Source organism: Frigoribacterium sp. Leaf172, from assembly GCF_001424285.1.
In the GTDB taxonomy this organism is placed as follows: Bacteria; Actinomycetota; Actinomycetes; order Actinomycetales; family Microbacteriaceae; genus Frigoribacterium.
Genome location: NZ_LMPB01000002.1, coordinates 135,106 through 152,615, shown reverse-complemented (window position 1 = coordinate 152,615; position 17,510 = coordinate 135,106). Strand labels below are relative to the sequence as shown.

Genomic DNA, 17,510 nt, shown 5'->3' with positions numbered 1-17,510 from the left:
CCGAGGTGAGGGGCGTAGCCCGGCGGCCGCGGGCAGACGCCCAGCTTACGGCCGCGCGGAGTGGTCGACGGGCGCGGTCGTCGCGGCGGCCGTGTCCGCCGCGGCGACGACGGCGGCGACCACGTCGGTCGCCGACAGCGCCGCCGCGAGGGTCACCTCGAGCCGCTCGCCGTCGACCTCGATCCAGGTCCGCAGCAGATCGGCCGACCGCCCCGGCCCCGGTGTCGAGACCGCCAGGGCCTCCAGCCCGTCGAGCTCGGTCTCGACCCACCGCGTGTGGACGGCGAACCGCCCCCCGTCGGCGGTGAAGGCCGGTTCGTCGACCAGAAGACGGTGGAAGGGCGCCGTCGTCGCCGGCCCCTCGACCGTGAGAGCCGAGAGCGCCCGACGCGCCCTCCGCAGGGCCTCGTCGCGATCGCGACCGCTCACCGTGAGGGTCAGGAGGAGCGGGTCGCGCCCGATCGGCGCCGTGCCCTCGACGCCGACGCCGGGATCGATGCGGACGCCGGGCCCGCCCGGCAGCGACAGGGCCGTCACGGCGGTCGGGGTCGGGAGGAACCCGCGACCCGGATCCTCCGCGATGACCCGGAAGGTCAGGGCGTGGGAGATCGCCTCGGGCAGGTCGTCGACCTCGAGGGGACGACCGTCGGCGACGAGGAGCTGCTGCCGGACGAGATCGACCCCGGTCGACTGCTCGGTCGCCGCGTGCTCGACGGCGAGAGCCGTGCCGAACTCGAGGAACGACACCGCGCCCGCCTGCGACACGAGGAACTCGACCGTCCCGGCGCCGCGGTAGGCCACGGCGACGGCGAGGGAGCGCGCGGTCGCCACCACCTCGTCCCGCTGCTCGTCGGTGAGGAACGGCGCCGGCGACTCGGCGACGAGCTTCTGGTGCCGTCGCTGGACGGAGCAGTCGCGGACGTCGACGACGACGACGCCGCCCCGTCCGTCGCCGAGCACCTGGGCCTCGACATGGCGGGGCCGGTCGAGGTACTGCTCGACGAAGCACTCGCCGCGCCCGAAGACGGCCGCGGCCTCGCGGACGGCCGAGTCGAGGAAGTCGGCGACCTCGTCGAGGCGGCGGGCCACGCGCAGGCCCACCCCTCCCCCGCCGTGGGTGGCCTTCAGCGCGATGGGCATGCCGTGGCGCTGCGCGAAGACGACGGCGTCGGACGCCCGGTCGATCGGGCCCGCCGTGCCGACGACCAGCGCCGCCCCGACCGAGTCCGCCAAGGCGCGGGTGGCGATCTTGTCGCCGAGCGTCTCCATCGACTCGGGGGTCGGTCCGATCCAGGTCAGCCCCGCGGCGACGACGCGACGGGCGAACTCGGCGTTCTCGGAGAGCGGCCCGCACCCCGGATGCACGGCGTCCGCCCCGCTGCGGCGCGCGATGTCGAGGAGGGCGCCCATGTCGAGGTACGCGTCGACCTCGCCGCTGGACGGAAGGGCCCACGCCTCGTCGGCGGATCCGACGTGCAGGGCGTCGGCGTCGTCCGCGGCGTGGACGGCGACGGATCCGAGGTCGAGCTCGGCGCAGGCGCCGATGATGCGGACGGCGATGAGACCGCGCTCGGCGACGAGGACCTTCCTCATGCCTCGTCACCCCTCTCGGGGACGGCGGCGGGGGTCGGCGTCGCCACCGGACGCCCGGAGGCCGTTCGCGCACGGAGGTCCGGCCCCGGCACGGCGCGGAACCGCACGCGCGCCCCGACGGGCACCTGCGCGGCCCGGTCGAGCTGATCGCCGACGACGCAGGCGACGACCGGGTAGCCGCCCGTCACCGGGTGATCGGCCATGAACAGGACGGGCTGCCCGTCGGGCGGGACCTGCACGGCACCGGAGACCGTGGCCTCGCTGTCGAGCTCGCGCGCGACGGCGCGCTCGAGCGGGACGGCGCCCTCGAGACGCAGACCGATGCGATTCGAGCGCGGCGTCACGGTCCACTCCTGCTCGGTCAGCCGGGCGAGGGCGTCCTCGGTGAACCAGTCGTCGCGGGGCCCGAGGACGACGTCGAGGAACGTCACCTCGTCGGGCGCGGAGACGGTCCGCTGCACGTGCGGGCCGGCGGCGGCGACGGACTCCGACCAGCCCCGCGCCACGACGAGCTCGTCGCCCGCCCGCAGACGCTCGGGGCCGAGCCCCGCCAGGACGTCGCCCGACGCGCTGTCGAGGACGGGATCGACCAGCCAGCCGCCGCGGACCGCGAGATACGAGTACACGCCCCGAGGAGGCGCGCCCACCTCGAGCACGTCGCCGTCGTCGAGCGCGAAGGGGGTCCCGACGACGAGGTCGCGCCGTTCGCCGCCGTGATCGACCGTGATCGGCACGGGGGCGCCCGCGATCGCGACCACGAGGTCGCCGCGCGCCGCCGCCACCAGACCGCCGTAGGCGAGCTCGAGCGCCGCCGACCCCGTCGACGAGCCGACCAGCCGGTTCGCCTCGCGGAGGGCGCGGTGGTCCATGGCGCCCGACCGCGAGACGCCGAGACCCGAGCGGCCGGGACGACCCAGGTCTTCGATGATGCTGAACGGCCCCGGCTCGGACACGACGAGCGCCCGGGTGGGCGAGACGGCCGGGTCCGCGGCGTGCTCGACCGTGGCGGCCCGGAGCCGGACGGGAGCCGTCGTCGGCTGGCCGACCCGCGCCTCCTCGGTCCGGTCGTCGCCGTGCGGCGTGCTGACGGACTCGGGCGTGACGGCGCCCGCGTGCTCGGCGACGGCGACGAAGCGCACGCGCATCCCGGGCTGGAGCAGGGCGGGGACCCGCTCGGAGAGATCCCACATGGGGACCGTCGTGCGACCGACGAGCTGCCAGCCGCCCGGGCTCTCGCGCGGGTAGACGCCCGAGAAGCCCGCCGCGAGGGCCACGGCCCCGGCCGGGACGCTCGTGCGGGGGACGTCGCGACGGGGCACGTCGAGCGCCGGGTCGCCGCCCGACAGATACGCGAAGCCGGGCGCGAAGCCCGTGAACGCGACCGTGTGCACGGCCGAGGTGTGTCGGCGGACGACCTCGTCGACGCTCAGGCCCGTGAGACGCGCGACCTCGTCGAGATCCGCCCCGTCGTAGTGCACCGGGATCTCGACGAGGCGACCGCTCGTGGCGGCGTCGCGGGACTTCGGCAGCGACCGGATGACCGCCAGCAGCGACCGGACGGGCAGAAGACTCGGGAGGAACCGCACCGCGACGGTGCGGGCCGCGGGAACGACGTCGAGCAGACCCGCGACCGGCTGCGCGAGGAGCGCGCCGAACACCGCGAGCGACTCGTCGAGACCGCCCGTCTCGATGAGGATGCCGTCGGTGCCGAGGGGGAGGACCCGCAGATGCGCGATCGCCGCCTCGAGATCGACCCCGTGGTCGTCGGTCACGTCGCCGAGCCCCCCGACGGAGGCGAGACGAGCCCGCTGGCGGCCGACGGGGCCCTCGGGGGCTCGCCCTGCTCGGTCGCCGCCACCTGACGCGGCGTCGCCACGAACGAGCGGACGGCGACGCCGGCCGACTCGAGGCCGCTCCGCAGGCCTGCGGCGATGGCCGCGGCGCCGGGGGTGTCGCCGTGGACGCAGACCGACTCGGCGTGGAGCTCGAGGTCGGTGCCGTCGACGGCGCGCATGCGCCCCGTCTCGACGAGTCGCAGCACGCGGTCGACGATCTCGGCGGGGTCGTGCAGCACGGCACCCGGCCGCGTGCGCGGCACGAGTCGGCCGTCGGGTGCGTAGGCCCGATCGGCGAAGGCCTCGGCGATGGTCGCGAGACCCGCCTCGGACGCCCGACGGAGCACCGCCGAACCGGCCGGACCGACGAGCACGAGCGCCGGGTCGACCCGCGTGACGGCCTCGATGACCGCGTGCGCGTGCCGACGGCCCCGCTCGTCGTCGACCGCCGTGACCGTGTACAGGGCGCCGTGCGGCTTGACGTAGCGGACCGCCGCCCCGACCGACGCCGCGACCCCGGTCAGGGCGCCGATCTGGTAGACGACGTCGCCGATCAGCTCGGCCTCGGAGGCGTCGACGAAGCGGCGCCCGAACCCCGCGAGATCGCGATACGAGACGTGGGCCCCGATCGCGACGCCCCGGCGGTGCGCCGCGTCGACCGTCGCGGTCATCGTGAGGGGGTCGCCTGCGTGGAACCCGCACGCGACGTTCGCACTCGTCACCGCGGCGAGCAGGGCGTCGTCGTCGCCCAGGGTCCAGCGACCGAACCCCTCGCCGAGGTCGGCGTTCAGATCGATGCTCGTCATGCGGGGCCTTCCGGGCTGCTCGGGGCGATGCGTCGGGTGCGCAGAGGGGTCGTTCCCCACCGTAGCGGGGCGGGCGCGACGACCGCTGGGTGCGAGCCGGTCAGGAGGCGCGGCGCACGAGCAGGGCCCGGGTCACCAGCGGCCACTGCAGGGGCAGACGCGCGATCGCGATCGCCGTCCGGGCCGAGGAGGCGCGCTCGCTGCGGACGGACCGCGTCGCCATCGACACGTTGGCCGGGAACACCGCCACGAACAGCGCCGCCGCGAGGCCGCCGCCCAGACGACGGGTGGGGCGGGACGCGAGGAGGGCCGCGACGACGATCTCGGCGAGCCCGGAGACGATCGTGTAGGAGCGGGCGGAGCCGGGGAGCGACCGCGGCACGATCGAGTCGAACACCGCCGGGCGCACGAGGTGCAGGACCCCGCTGACGCCGAGGGCCCCGGCGAGCGCCCGGGCCGTGGTGCGGGCTCGGGCGGCGTCGGGGTGGGTCGACCCGGGCGTGGGGCGGAGGGGGTCCGGGGTGCGGGAGGGGCGGCGGGTCATGGTCCCCATGGTGCTCGCCCGCGCCTCCTCGGCCGGTCAGCGGAGTCGGCGTGGCCCGAGGCGGGGGCCCTGCGGTCCGCTCGCGAGAGGGGGCGGTCAGACGGCGCGACTGACGCCGCGGCTCATGATCGCCGTGGTCAGGGCGTCGACGGTCTCGCGGGGCGCGGCGGGGTTCGCGACGAGGACGTAGTCGACGTCGCCGAGGTCGGGCAGCGAGAAGCGGCGGCTGACCTTGACGAGGTCGGAGGGGATGAGCGAGAAGGGGAACGCGGCGACGCCCATGCCGGCGCGGACGGCGGCCAGCATGCCGTTCACGTCGCGGGTGTTGCAGGTGATGCGCCAGGTGCGGCCGGCGGACTCGAGGGCGTCGATGGCGAGCTGGCGGCTGAGGCTCGGCGCCTGGTACGCGATGAGGGGAACGGGGTGGCCGGTCTCGATCTGCAGCTTCTCCTGCGCCATCCAGACCATGGAGTCGCCGGCGACGCGGGTGCCCTCGGCGCTCTCGCCCGCGGTCTGCTTGACGAAGATGAGGTCGAGATGCCCGGCGGCGAGGCGACGGCGGAGCGGGGCGCTCTGGTTGACGGTGAGCTCGAGGTTGATCTGCGGGTGGAGCTGACGGAAGTGGCGGAGGATGCGGGGCAGCTGCGTGATGGCGAGGTCGTCGGCGGCGCCGAAGCGGAGACGCCCGCTCATGGCGGAGCCGCTGAAGTAGCTCTCGGCGGCGCTGTGCGCGGCGAGGATGGTGCGGGCGAAGCCGGCCATGGCGTCGCCGTTGTCGGTGAGCCTGACCTCGCGGGTGTCGCGGGTGACGAGGGTGCGACCCGCCGCCTTCTCGAGCCGGCCGATGTGCTGGCTGACGGTGGGCTGGCTGATGCCGAGCCGGAGCCCCGCGTTCGTGAAGCTGCGCGTCTCGGCGACGGCGAGAAACGTGGCCAGCAGGGCGGGGTCGAACATCGGGGCCTCTCGTCGTCGTTCATTGCGGTATCCAATGACACTGATTGCGACCATAGCGGGTCCGAATGACCATCGGGGCCGTACCGTCGTGAGGGATGTCAGTCCCGCCTCGCACGATCGCCCCGCCGCCCGCCACCGAACCCGTCCCCGTCATGACCCAGCGCCCGCCGTGGCGTCACACGTTCATCGCGCTCAGCGTGCCGAACTTCCGTCTCTGGACGGCGGGCAACGTCGTGGCCATGACTGCGGGGTGGATGCAGCGGATCGCGCAGGACTGGCTCGTGCTCGAGCTGACCGGCAGCGCGACGGCCGTCGGCGTCACGGTGGCGCTGCAGTTCGCCCCGATGCTCTTCTTCGGACTGCTGGGCGGGGTGATCGTCGACCGGTTCTCGAAGCGGGCCCTGATGATCGCGACCCAGAGCGTCTTCGCCGTCCTGAGTCTCGGCCTCGCGGCCCTGACGCTCTCGGGCGTGGTGCTGCCCTGGCACGTCTTCGCCATCGCCTTCGCGACCGGTCTCGTGACGGTCATCGACAACCCCGCCCGGCAGGTGATCGTGTCGGAGCTCGTGGGGCACCGGTACCTGCGGAACGCCATCAGCGTGAACTCGAGCGTGTTCCAGCTCGGCGGCATGATCGGACCGGCCGTGAGCGGGGTGCTGCTGCTGGCGGTGGGGGCCGGCTGGGCGTTCGTCGTCAACGGGGTCGCCTGCCTGCTGGTGGTCGTCATGCTCGGTCTGCTGAGGACGGCGCAGATGACCCGCACGGCGCCGGGCCCGCGCAGTCGCGGTCAGCTGCGGGCGGGCCTCGCCTACGCCCGGGCCAAGCCGACCATCCTCGTGCCGGTGGTGCTCGTCGCCTCGTACGCCGTGTTCGGCCTCACCATGCCGGTGCTGCTGGCCTCGTTCGCCGACGACGTCTACGACGTGGGGGCGGGCGGCTACGGGCTCTTCAACTCGATGATCGCGGTGGGCGCCCTCACCGGCGCCCTGCTGTCGACGCGTCGGGCGACCATCCGGCTGCGGACGATCGTGCTCGGTCTGCTGGCGACGGGCGTGCTGCAGGCGGTCGCCGGCTCGATGCCGTCGGTCGGGCTCTTCGCCGTCACCCTCGTCGCCGTCGGCTTCGCGTCGCTGCTGTTCCTCACGGCGGCGAACCAGCTCGTGCAGCTGTCGAGCAACATCGCCATCCGCGGGCGGGTCATGTCGCTCTACGTGCTCGTGCTGCTCGGCGGCCAGGCGATCGGCGGGCCGCTGATGGGCCTCGTCGTCGAGTCGTCCGGCACGCATGCGGCGATGGTGCTCTCGGGCGGGGTGCCGGCGCTCGTCGCGGCGATCACGGCGCTGGTGCTCGCCCGCCGCGGGCAGCTGACCCTGCAGATGCGCGTCCGCAGGTTCGTGCCGGTGGTCGAGATCGCTCACCGCTAGCTCGACGCGTCGGGCCCGACGGGTGCCCGCGGCGGCGGACGACCACGGGTCCGGTCAGACGGCCGGCGAGCGCCGGGTCCCGCCGAACGCCAGCGCGACGTCGAGTCGCCAGGAGGTCGGCTCGCCCGACACGTGGGTCGTGCCCACGAAGCGCAGCAGGTCGCCGGCCCGCAGGCTGAGCACGCCATGGACGTCGTCGCTGCCCTCGAGCCAGAACGCGATGTCGTGCTCATCGAGCAGGTCGTCGTCGACGGTCGCCCCGAAGGAGGCGCCGTCGAACTTCAGGGGCACGTCACGGAAGCGGAGCCGCGGGGGCGACTCCGTCCAGTCGGCGACGGCGGGCACCCGCTCGGCCACGATGACGGCGTCGATGACCCCGTCGTCGTCGAGCGTCACGCTCGAGGCCTGCAGGTCGACCCCGAGGTCGTCGTCGTCGATGCGAAACCGATTCTCCACACCCTCACGGTACCGAGGTGCGGAGCCCGGCGGAACGGGCTCGCCCGACCGGCCGCGGAATGGGTGGGGCATGCCCGTGGTTCGCCCGGGCATGAACAAGCGCATCGGGTTCCTGTCGTTCGGTCATTACCAGGACGTCCCCGGCTCGGCGACCCCGACCGCCCGGGAGGCGCTGGTCCAGTCCATCGAGCTGGCCGAGGCCGCCGAGGAGATCGGCATCGACGTGGCGGCGGTGCGCGTGCACCACTACGTGCGTCAGCTGGCGAGCCCGTTCCCGCTGCTCGCGGCGATGGCGGCCCGCACGAGCAGGATCGAGCTCGGCACCGGTGTCATCGACATGCGCTACGAGAACCCCCTCTCGATGGCCGAGCAGGCTGCGGCCGCCGACCTGATCAGCGCCGGGCGGCTGCAGCTCGGAGTCAGCCGGGGGTCGCCCGAGCCCGCACTCCGAGGCTGGGAGGCCTTCGGGCACCTGCCGGCCGACGGCGAGAGCGACGCCGACCTGGCGCGCCGTCACACCGAGGAGTTCCGCGCCGCCATCGCCGGAGCCGACGTCGCCCGCTCCGACCCGAAGATGACCGGCTGGTCGCACGGGCTCCCGATCGAGCCGCAGTCCCCCGGTCTCGGCGACCGCATCTGGTGGGGCTCCGGCACCCGCGCCACCGCCGCCTGGACCGGCGAGCAGGGCATGAACCTCATGAGCAGCACCCTGCTCACCGAGGACACCGGGGTGCCCTTCGACGAGCTGCAGGCCGAGCAGATCGCCGTCTACCGCCGGGCGTGGGCCGACGCCGGGCACGACCGCGAGCCGCGGGTCTCGATCAGCCGCAGCGTCATCCCCATCACCACGGACGAGGACCGCCGCTACTTCGGCGTGCGCGCCCAGGTCGACGGCGGCGACCAGGTGGGCCTGCTCGACGGCGTGCAGTCGCGCTTCGGCAAGAGCTACATCGGCGAGCCCGACGTCATCGCCGCGCAACTGGCCGCGGACGCCGCCGTGCAGGCGGCCGACACGGTGCTGCTGACCGTGCCGAACCAGCTCGGCGTCGAGTACAACGCCCGTCTGCTGCAGACGGTGGCGGAGCACGTCGCCCCCGCGTTCGGCTGGGAGGCGGACCTGGCGCGCACCGCCTGACCCGCGCCTCCTCGGCGGGTCGACGGGTCACGACCTGCGGCACCCCGTCGAGGCGCACGGCATGTCATGACACCCCGGGGCCGCGGCGGACGGGTAGACAGTGAGTCATGTTCACCGACATGCCCGAGTCAGCCCTCTGGGAGCACCGCAGCACCCAGACCGAGCCCGACGACTTCGACGCGTTCTGGGCCGCCACCCTCGACGAGACGCGGACCCACCCGCTCGACGTGCGGATCGAGGCCGTCGAGACCGGCCTCGCCACCGTCGACGTCTACGACGTGACCTTCGCCGGCTGGGCCGGTCAGCCCGTCCGCGCCTGGCTGCGCGTGCCCACCGGGGCGACCGGGCCGCTGCCGGCCGTCGTGCAGTTCGTGGGCTACGGCGGCGGACGCGGAGCCGCCGTCGAGAACCTCTTCTGGTCGGCCGCGGGCTACGCGCACCTGCAGATGGACACGCGGGGCCAGGGCTCCGGCTGGAGCCGCGGCGACACCCCCGACCCCGACGGCTCGGGCCCCGCCCACCCCGGCGTCATGACCCGCGGCATCGACAGCCGCGAGACCTACTACTACCGGCGCGTGTTCACCGACGCCGTGCGCGCCGTCGAGGCCGCCCGCTCGCTCGAGGCCGTCGACGCCTCCCGCGTCGCGGTCGTCGGCGGCAGCCAGGGCGGCGGCATCGCCCTCGCCGTATCGGCCCTCGTGCCCGACCTCGCCGCCGTGGCGGCGTACGTGCCGTTCCTCTGCGACTTCCGCCGGGCGAGCGTGATCACCGACGCCGACCCGTACAAGGAGATCGGACGGTACCTGGCCGTCCACCGGCACCGCGCCTCCTCGGTGCACGAGGTCCTCACGTACTTCGACGGGGTCAACTTCGCCCGCCGCGGCACCGCGCCCGCCGTCTTCACCACGGCGCTGATGGACCCTGTGTGCCCGCCGTCGACGGTGTTCGGCGCCTTCCACGCCTACGCCGGACCGAAGGACATCACCATCTGGCCGTACAACGGGCACGAGGGCGGCGGCGTCGAGGACGATCTGCTGGCGCTCGCCGCGTTCCGCCGCGCGTTCGCCTGAGTGGCACGCCGCGCCGGTCGCCTGCGGGGTCGCCCGGCCTCGGGCGGGAACACGGAGCGGCCCGGTCTGGTTGGCTCCGGGCATGAAGTCGATCGTGTACACCGAGACCGGACCCGCCACCACCGTGCTGCAGCTCGTCGACCGCGAGGTGCCCGAACCCGCCGCCGGCGAGGTGCGGGTGCGCGTCGTGTGGTCGGGCGTCAACCCCACCGACTGGAAGTCGCGTGCCGGGGGTGAGCCCGGCGAGAGCCTGCCCTTCGACGAGGTGACCCCGAACCAGGACGGCTCGGGCATCGTCGACGCCGTGGGCGAGGGCGTCACGGGACTCGCGGTCGGCGACCGCGTCTGGACCTACCTCTCGGCCTATCAGCGACCCACCGGCACCGCGCAGGAGTTCACCGTGCTGCCCGCCCGCCTGGTCGTGCCGCTGCCGGAGGGCGTCGGACTCGACGTCGGCGCATCGCTCGGCGTTCCCGCCATGACCGCGCACCGCGCCCTCACCGTCCGGGAGGACGGCCCCCGCCGCCTCGCGCCCGGCAGCCTCGAGGGCGTCACCGTTCTCGTCGCCGGAGGCGCGGGAGCCGTCGGGCACGCCGCCATCCAGCTCGCCCGCTGGGCCGGCGCCACCGTCATCACCACCATCAGCTCGGACGCCAAGGCGGCCCTGGCCACCGCGGCCGGCGCCCACCACGTCGTCAACTACCGCACGGGCGACGCCGCGGCCGAGATCCGCGAGATCGCCCCCGACGGGGTCGACGTCGTCGTCGAGGTCGCCATCTCGCAGAACGCCGACCTGCTCGCCGAGGTCGTCGCCCACCGCGCATCGGTCGCCATCTACGCCGACGACGGAGGCGACTCGACCACGATCCCCATCCGCGCCAACATGATCACGAACACGCGGTTCCAGTTCGTCCTGCTCTACACGGTCGGCACCGAGGCGCTCGACGCCGCCGTCGAGGACGTCACCGCGGCGCTCCGCGACGGCGCGCTGCCCGTCGGCGAGGCCGCCGGTCTCGCGCTCCACACGTTCCCGCTCGCCGAGACGGCCGCCGCGCACGAGGCCGTCGAGGGCGACGTCGTCGGCAAGGTGCTCATCGAGGTGTCGGCCGAGTAGTCGGAGATCGACCGGGAGGAGGCGCGGTGCGGGGAGTCCGGCACCGCGCCTCCTGCCCGTGGGGGGCGCGGTTAGGCTCGGCGGGTGACCGACGCCGCCTCGCGACCCGCGCCTCCCGCCCCCGTCAGCGCCGTGCAGGCCCTGGCTCTCGAGCAGGGGGCGCCTCCGCCGCTCGAGGAGGTGCGCCACGGGGTCTGGTCTCTGGCGTTCCCGTTCGGAGACGGCGACTACTCGCTCGGCTACCTCATCGAGGGCTCCGACGGCGCGCTGACCCTCATCGACCCCGGATGGGACGACGACGCCAACCTCGACCGCCTCGACGCCGCCCTGGCCGACGTCGGTCACGCGATGGAGGACATCTCGCTCGTCGCGGTCACCCACCTGCACGCCGATCACCTGGGCGGCGCCGATCGCGTGCGCCGCGCCTCCGGAGCCCGCCTCGCGCTGCACGCGGCCGAGCAGCGGGCCCTCGACCGCCGGGCCGCCGAGGCCCTCGAGGCCGACGCCGACATCGCCCGCTGGGGCGCACCCGCCGACGACGAGGAGGCGCTGGTCGCCGCCTGGGGATCGGGCCGCCGACTCCCCCACGTCACCGCCGACCTGCTCCTCGCCGACGGGGACGAGCCGCCGATCGCCGGACGGCGGTTGCGAGCCGTCCACACGCCGGGGCACACCGCAGGGCACCTGTGCTTCGTCGAACCGGAGCAGCGGCTGATCGTCACCGGCGATCACGTGCTGCCGCGCATCAACCCCGGCATCGGCCTCGGGGGGCGGACCGACGCCAACCCGCTGACCGACCTGCTCGCGTCGCTCGAGAGGGTCATCGCCCTCGACGTCGCCGGCGCCGATGCGCTCGAGGTCTGCCCGGGCCACGAGTACCGCTTCGTCGGGCTCGCCGAGCGGGCGCGGGCCCTCGTCGACCACCGCGCCGATCGGACCGCCGACGCCGCCGCCGCCCTCGACGCCCTCGCCGCGGAGGCGCAGCGCCCGACCGTCTGGCAGGTCGCCGAGCGCATGTCGTGGACGGGCGGGATCGCCTCCCTGCACGGCTACCGCCTCGGCTCCGCCCTGGCCCAGACCGAATGGCACGTGCAGGCCCTCGGCCGGGCCGGCGAACTCCGACCGTCCTCGTAGGCGAGGGGCCTACCGTCGCCCCCGGCGCCGGATCCGGCGCCGCGAACGCCACGACCTGGAGCGACATCCCATGAGCAGCACCGCCCCCTCCCGTCCTCGCACCGCCCTCGTCCTCGGCGGCGGCGGCATCACCGGCATCGCCTGGGAGCTCGGCGTCCTGTCGCGTCTGCTCGAGGCCGGAGTCCCGGTCGACGAGGCCGACCTGGTCGTCGGCACCTCGGCCGGCTCCGTCGTCGGCACGATGGTGCGGCTCGGACGCGTCGACGACGGACTCCGCGAGCAGTACAAGGCGGTCACCGAGCTGCCCACCGGCTCCATCGACCCCGAGGCGTTCCAGCAGACGCTCGGCCAGGCCCTCCTGGGCGTGACGGACCAGCAGGAGGCGCGGGCCCGGATCGGCGCCCTCGCCCGTCGGACGCCGGTCGTCGGCGACGAGCCCGCCCTCGTCAGCACCATGCGCGAGCGGTTCGGCGACGTCGCCTGGCCGGACGCCGGGTTCACGGTCTGCACCGTCGACGCGACCGACGGGACGTTCCGGCCCCTCGACGCGGACTCGGGCGTCGACCTCCACCGGGCGGTCGCCGCGAGCTGCTCCGTGCCCGTCGTCTGGCCGACCGTCGAGATCGACGGCCGCCCGACGATGGACGGCGGCGTGCGGTCGGGCACGAACGCCGACCTCGCCGACGACCACGACCGGGTGCTCGTGCTGTCGTGCGGCCCCGAGCTCGCGGTCTCGCCCCTCGGACCGACGCTGCCGCAGGTGGTCGAGGCGCGACGGACAGCCGGGCGCGAGGTGCTGGTCGTCGAGGCCGACGCCGACGCCCTGGCCGCGTTCGGCGCCGACGTCCTCTCGAGCGCCACCCGTCGACCCGCCGCCGAGGCCGGTCGACGTCAGGCCGAGGCCGTGCTCGACGAGGTCCGCGCGTTCTGGACGGGTTCGGCCGCCTGACCCGCGCCTCCTCACCCGTCCGCGTCCACAGGGCGGGAGGCGGCGGGGCCGGTACCCTCGGGAAGTGACCACCGCCTCCTCCCCCCTCCGCATCGCGCTCGTGTCGCTGCACACCTCCCCCGGCGCCGAGCCGGGCTCCGGCGACGTCGGCGGGATGAACGTGGTCGTCCGCAACCAGGCGGAGGCGCTCGGGGCCGCCGGACACCACGTCGACATCGTGACGAGGCGCTCGTCCCCCGATCAGCCGGACCGCGTCGAGCTCTCGCCCGGCGTCACGCTGACCTTCATCTCGGCCGGACCCGCCGAGCCCGTCCCGAAGGGGCGCCACGAGCTGTTCGTCGACGAGTTCCGCGACCGGCTCGCCGAGCTCGGGCCGTGGGACGTCGTGCACTCGCACCACTGGTTCTCGGGCATGGCCGCCCTGCCCGTCGCCCGGGCGCTGGGCGTGCCGCACGTGCAGAGCTTCCACTCGATCGCCGCCGCCGACTCCACCCCCCTGTCGCACGGCGAACGCGCCGAATCGCCTGGTCGACTCGCCGGCGAGCGGCACCTCGCGGTCGAGTCGGACGCCGTCGTCGCCATCAGCCACGCCGAGGCCGAGACGGTCGTCACCCGACTGGGAGGTCGCCCCGACCGGGTCGCGGTCGTGCTGCCCGGGGTCGACGCCGAGCTCTTCCACCCCGCCCAGACGACCGCCGAGGAGGCGCGGGTCGACGAGCCCCGCCCCTACGTCGTCGTCGCCGGACGACTCGAGCCGCTCAAGGCCCCCGATCTCGCCATCCGCGCAATCGCCGCCGTCGACCCCGCCGTCCGGCCCGATCTCGTGATCGCCGGCGGCGCCTCGACCGAGTTCCAGGGCTACGAGGACGACCTGCTCGCCCTGGTCGACGAGCTCGACCTCACCGTGCACCTCGTCGGCCCGCGCACCCGACGGGGTCTCGCCTCGCTGCTCCGCGGGGCGCGTCTCGTGCTCGTCCCGTCCCACTCCGAGACCTACGGCCTGATCGCGCTCGAGGCGGCCGCCAGCGGCGTCCCCGTGATCGCCGCCGCCTCGGGGGGCCTGCGCGAGAGCGTCGTCGATGGCGTCACGGGCGTCGTCCTCGACTCGCGCGACCCGCTCATCTGGGCCGACACGGTGACCGGCATCCTCCGCGACCGCGACCGGGCCGATCGACTCTCGCGCGCCTCCCGCGTCCGCGCGCTCGACCACCCGTGGGCCCTGTCGGCGGCCGAGCTCGCCGACGTGTACTGCCGCGTCGCCGGCAGCACCGACTGCTCGGAGCTCGCCGCAGCCGGCGGCCGCCGCTGAGGCCGGCAGGCTCAGACGCATCGCGATCATCCGGCTGTCGGGCGGGTCCCCGTCATCGGCGGCGCGTCAGCGCCGACCCGCCCTCGACGACGCGAACCCGCCGCAGCCCGCTCGGGTGCTCGCCGACCGGGATGTCAGGGGCTCGGCCTATGCTCGACGACGACCAGACGACCCCTTCCACCGGAGGCCCTCATGCCCGACGACACCCTGCTGACCGAGCTCGCCGAGCAGGAGGAGCGCCTGGTCTTCCGCCGCTTCACGACCGACACGGCTCTCGACCTCGGGGCGTTCCTGCTCGCCGAGGCCCGTCGCCGCGGTCTCGCCGTCACGGTCACCGTGCGGAAGGGCCGCCAGCGGGTGTTCCAGGCGGCGCTGCCCGGCACCTCGCTCGACAACGACGAGTGGCTCGACCGCAAGGCCCGTGTCGTCGAGCGCTACGGTCAGAGCTCGTTCCGCGTCGGCGAGTCGTTCCGGGTGGCGGGCGGCACGTTCGACGAGAAGTCGCGGCTCGACACCGACCTCTACGCCGCGCACGGCGGGATGTTCCCGGTGACCGTCGTCGGCGTCGGCGTCGTGGGCGCGGTCGGGGTGTCGGGGCTGCCGCAGGCCGACGACCACGCCCTCGTCGTCGAGGTGCTCGACGACTTCCTGGCGCACGGCTACGACTCCTGACCCGGTGATGGCGCCTCAGGAGCCCGATGCGTCGGGGCCCGTGCCGTCGGCGTCCGTGCCGTCGGCGGACGACGAGCGTGCGGCCGAGGCGCTCCGCACCCTGATCGCCGACACGACCCGCGATCTCGCCGCCCGAGGGGCCCGCACCGAGGCACTCGCCCGCTACCGCCCCTCGCGACGCATCGTCGTCGTGAAGACCGCGGAGTCGCTCGAACCCGTGGGTCGGGCCTGGCGGCTCGGCGTGCTGCTGCTCGAGACCGACGGGCGCGTGCACGAGACGGGTCGCATCACCCGGGCCCTCGAGCCGACCCGCTCGCAGAACCTCTCCGCCTCGGTCGAGAAGCGCAAGGCCGAGCGCCGGGCCGCCGCCCGGGGCCGCTTCGTCGAAGGCGAGGTCGTCGACTACGCGTACCTGCCGATCGATCTGTCGACCGAGGCTCTCGTGGCCGGCGACCAGCGCCTCCTCGTGGCGGACGGCCGGGCGCTCGTCCGCTGGGGCACCACGGCCGCCGAGGTCCGCGAGGCGGCCGCCTATCTCGCCGACCGGGGCGACCTGCTCTAGTCGCCCGCGCCTCCTCGGCCTCCGCCCAGGGTGCCCCCGGGCAGCGGGTTATCCTCGAACTCCGGCGAGCCCGCCGGACAGGACTCCGACCGAGAGGACCCCTGTGCGCCGCGTCGCCATCGCCGCCTCGGTCGTCTTCTGCGCCGCGGTCGTCGCTCTGATCGTCGCTCTCGTCCTGGTCGTCTCGTCGCTCGCCTCGCCCCGCGACGAGACGGCTCGCCCCGTCGACCCTCCGGTGACCTGCCCGGCCGTCGACCCCGTCATGGTGGGTGACATCCCGGTGCCCGCCGGGCCGGTCGCGGGCTACTGCCAGGACCGCCTGATCAACGCGGCGTGGATCATGCAGGCCGCTCGCGCCCAGGGCATCGGAAAGCACACGCAGGCGATCGGGGTGATGACCGCGATGGGCGAGTCGAGCCTCCGCAACATCGACCACGGCGACGCGGTCGGCCCGGACAGCCGCGGACTCTTCCAGCAACGCGACAACGGCGCCTGGGGCACCTACGCCGAGCGCATGGACCCGTACACGGCGGCCACCCGGTTCTTCTCGAAGCTCGTGGCGATCCCGGGCTGGAAGGAGCTCACGCCGACCCAGGCGGCCCACGCCGTGCAGATCAACGACGACCCCGACCACTACGCGCGCTGGTTCCCCGAGGCGGAGCAGGTCGTGGCCGCTCTGTCGGGCGACGCCCCCTCCTCCTGATCGAGCCTCCTCCTCCGCGATCGGCTCGTGTGGTCGGCAGATGCGCGTCAGACGCGCTCGAAGAGCATCTCCCGACCACTCGACACCGCTCGGCGGGGACGAGGAGGCGCGGCTCACCAGCCGAGGGTGCCGGGCGGTCCCTTGAACGGGCCGACGATCGCGTCGGTGATCCAGCCGCCGTAGAAGTCGCCCTCCTGAGCCCGCACGGTCTCGCCGTCGATCTCGATCGAGTCGACGCGGCCGGGGTAGAGGGCCACGTGATCGACGAGCTGCTCGTAGCCCGCCCAGGGCGACGGGTAGAACCACCCGGCTCGGGGCGACCGCTCCGCGCCGCCGCGGACGTCGACGTAGCCGGCGGAGCCCTTGAACTCGCACATGCTCGACCCGTCGCCTCGGGTCAGGGCGCCCTCGACGAACGCGTCGCGGGGCAGGTAGTAGACCGGCGGGTGACTCGTCTCGAGCACTCGGAACGAACGCGTCGCGTCCGCCACGACCTGACCGCCGAGCCGCACGACGATGCGTTCGCCCCGGGCCTCCACGCGCGGGGGTCTGGGGTAGTCCCAGACGGACTCCTGTCCGGGGCCGGGCGTTTCACGGGCGGGGGTTCGGACGCTGCGTCTCATGTCGCCATCGTGCACCCGCGGGTCGGCGGGCACGGGGGCGACGCTCAGGCGCGGACGACGGCGGGTGCCCCGCGGAGCGTCGCCGACAGGTCGCCGAGCGCGACGGCGCCGTCCGAGGTGCCGTAGGCGGACGCGACGAGCAGCTCGAGGGCGGCCCGAGCCGTCGACGGCGACACGTCGACGTGCTGCGCGACGCTCAAGGCGAGATCCTCGAGGTCTCGGGCCAGGAGGTCGACCCCCGCGGCGCCCGGGTCGTCGGCGAGCCCGCCGCCGGGGACCCTCAGAGCGAGCAGGTCGACGAGCCGTCGCGCCTCGGCCGCCGTCGTGGCCGCCGTCGGTCGGAGCACCAGAGGCACGCGTGGCCCGGCCCCGTTCACGAGGGCCGCGCGGCGCAGCCTCTCGACGAGCCCGGTGGCGACGTCGCGCACCCGCAGGCCGTCGTGCACCGACGGGAGGTTCCAGGCGCTCGCCAGCTCGGGTCGGCCGAGGAGCTGTGCAGCCACGGAGGCGCAGGCCATGAAGGCCGATCGGGTGTCGGTCACGCTGACCATCCTCGCATCGAGGCCGCCCTGCGACGACCCGCCACCCGACCCGCCCGACGTCTCGATCGCGATTATTTGCCGTTCT

Annotated in this window: 18 protein-coding genes; 10 read left to right on the top strand and 8 right to left on the bottom strand. The window is 74.6% G+C overall.

The annotated features are described in order from the left end of the window. Positions 1–45: 45 nt before the first annotated feature. The 5 genes from ASF89_RS06985 to ASF89_RS06965 form a co-directional block, all read right to left on the bottom strand. Positions 46–1,593 (bottom strand): biotin carboxylase N-terminal domain-containing protein, encoded by a 1,548-nt coding sequence (locus ASF89_RS06985; RefSeq protein ID WP_055813416.1) that lies wholly within the window; start codon positions 1,591–1,593, stop codon positions 46–48. Beyond that, positions 1,590–3,365 (bottom strand): urea amidolyase family protein, encoded by a 1,776-nt coding sequence (locus ASF89_RS06980; protein ID WP_235484026.1) that lies wholly within the window; start codon positions 3,363–3,365, stop codon positions 1,590–1,592. The genes ASF89_RS06985 and ASF89_RS06980 overlap by 4 nt, the downstream gene beginning before the upstream one ends. Further along, a complete protein-coding gene (locus ASF89_RS06975; protein ID WP_082475168.1) occupies positions 3,362–4,234 on the bottom strand; it encodes a LamB/YcsF family protein in 873 nt (290 codons plus the stop codon). Before ASF89_RS06975 ends, ASF89_RS06980 begins: the two co-directional genes overlap by 4 nt. A gap of 100 nt (positions 4,235–4,334) precedes the next feature. Beyond that, positions 4,335–4,778: a hypothetical protein gene (locus tag ASF89_RS06970; protein WP_055814741.1), complete on the bottom strand. Its 444-nt coding sequence runs from the start codon at positions 4,776–4,778 to the stop codon at positions 4,335–4,337. Positions 4,779–4,874: 96 nt separating this feature from the next. Then, on the bottom strand, positions 4,875–5,732 hold the full coding sequence (locus ASF89_RS06965; protein WP_055813413.1) for a LysR substrate-binding domain-containing protein: 858 nt from the start codon (positions 5,730–5,732) through the stop codon (positions 4,875–4,877). A 95-nt stretch (positions 5,733–5,827) separates the two neighbouring features. Between ASF89_RS06965 and ASF89_RS06960 the strand changes: the two genes are divergently transcribed. Next, positions 5,828–7,156, top strand: coding sequence for an MFS transporter (locus ASF89_RS06960; RefSeq protein ID WP_055813410.1), 1,329 nt, complete (start codon positions 5,828–5,830; stop codon positions 7,154–7,156). Positions 7,157–7,210: 54 nt separating this feature from the next. Here ASF89_RS06960 and ASF89_RS06955 read toward each other — a convergent pair whose 3' ends face one another. Continuing rightward, positions 7,211–7,612 carry a hypothetical protein gene (locus tag ASF89_RS06955; RefSeq protein ID WP_055797849.1) on the bottom strand — a complete coding sequence of 134 codons (402 nt, stop codon included), beginning with the start codon at positions 7,610–7,612 and terminating at the stop codon, positions 7,211–7,213. Between the two features lie 70 nt (positions 7,613–7,682). Here ASF89_RS06955 and ASF89_RS06950 point away from each other — a divergent pair, with 70 nt between their 5' ends. From ASF89_RS06950 to ASF89_RS06910, 9 genes are all read left to right on the top strand, one after another. After that, positions 7,683–8,747 carry an LLM class flavin-dependent oxidoreductase gene (locus ASF89_RS06950; protein ID WP_235484024.1) on the top strand — a complete coding sequence of 355 codons (1,065 nt, stop codon included), beginning with the start codon at positions 7,683–7,685 and terminating at the stop codon, positions 8,745–8,747. A gap of 107 nt (positions 8,748–8,854) precedes the next feature. Beyond that, positions 8,855–9,817: an acetylxylan esterase gene (locus ASF89_RS06945; RefSeq protein ID WP_055813405.1), complete on the top strand. Its 963-nt coding sequence runs from the start codon at positions 8,855–8,857 to the stop codon at positions 9,815–9,817. Between the two features lie 82 nt (positions 9,818–9,899). Beyond that, positions 9,900–10,931, top strand: a complete 1,032-nt coding sequence (locus ASF89_RS06940) for an NADPH:quinone reductase (protein WP_055813402.1) — start codon at positions 9,900–9,902, stop codon at positions 10,929–10,931. 84 nt (positions 10,932–11,015) lie between these two features. Beyond that, positions 11,016–12,065, top strand: coding sequence for an MBL fold metallo-hydrolase (locus ASF89_RS06935; protein WP_055813400.1), 1,050 nt, complete (start codon positions 11,016–11,018; stop codon positions 12,063–12,065). A 70-nt stretch (positions 12,066–12,135) separates the two neighbouring features. Next, positions 12,136–13,014 (top strand): patatin-like phospholipase family protein, encoded by an 879-nt coding sequence (locus ASF89_RS06930; protein ID WP_055813397.1) that lies wholly within the window; start codon positions 12,136–12,138, stop codon positions 13,012–13,014. Positions 13,015–13,078: 64 nt separating this feature from the next. After that, entirely contained in the window at positions 13,079–14,323 is a 1,245-nt protein-coding gene (locus tag ASF89_RS06925) for a glycosyltransferase (RefSeq protein WP_055813393.1), read from the top strand. Between the two features lie 192 nt (positions 14,324–14,515). Then, positions 14,516–14,995, top strand: coding sequence for a heme-degrading domain-containing protein (locus tag ASF89_RS06920; RefSeq protein WP_055813391.1), 480 nt, complete (start codon positions 14,516–14,518; stop codon positions 14,993–14,995). A gap of 7 nt (positions 14,996–15,002) precedes the next feature. Beyond that, complete coding sequence (locus ASF89_RS06915; protein ID WP_055813389.1) at positions 15,003–15,557, top strand: hypothetical protein; 555 nt, start codon at positions 15,003–15,005, stop codon at positions 15,555–15,557. A gap of 103 nt (positions 15,558–15,660) precedes the next feature. Then, positions 15,661–16,260 (top strand): hypothetical protein, encoded by a 600-nt coding sequence (locus tag ASF89_RS06910; RefSeq protein WP_055797881.1) that lies wholly within the window; start codon positions 15,661–15,663, stop codon positions 16,258–16,260. 113 nt (positions 16,261–16,373) lie between these two features. On the opposite strand, the gene ASF89_RS06905 is transcribed toward ASF89_RS06910, so the two are convergent. Next, positions 16,374–16,883 carry a DUF427 domain-containing protein gene (locus ASF89_RS06905; RefSeq protein WP_055814737.1) on the bottom strand — a complete coding sequence of 170 codons (510 nt, stop codon included), beginning with the start codon at positions 16,881–16,883 and terminating at the stop codon, positions 16,374–16,376. Positions 16,884–16,927: 44 nt separating this feature from the next. Then, positions 16,928–17,425 carry a hypothetical protein gene (locus ASF89_RS06900; protein WP_156463346.1) on the bottom strand — a complete coding sequence of 166 codons (498 nt, stop codon included), beginning with the start codon at positions 17,423–17,425 and terminating at the stop codon, positions 16,928–16,930. Between the last annotated feature and the right edge of the window lie 85 nt (positions 17,426–17,510).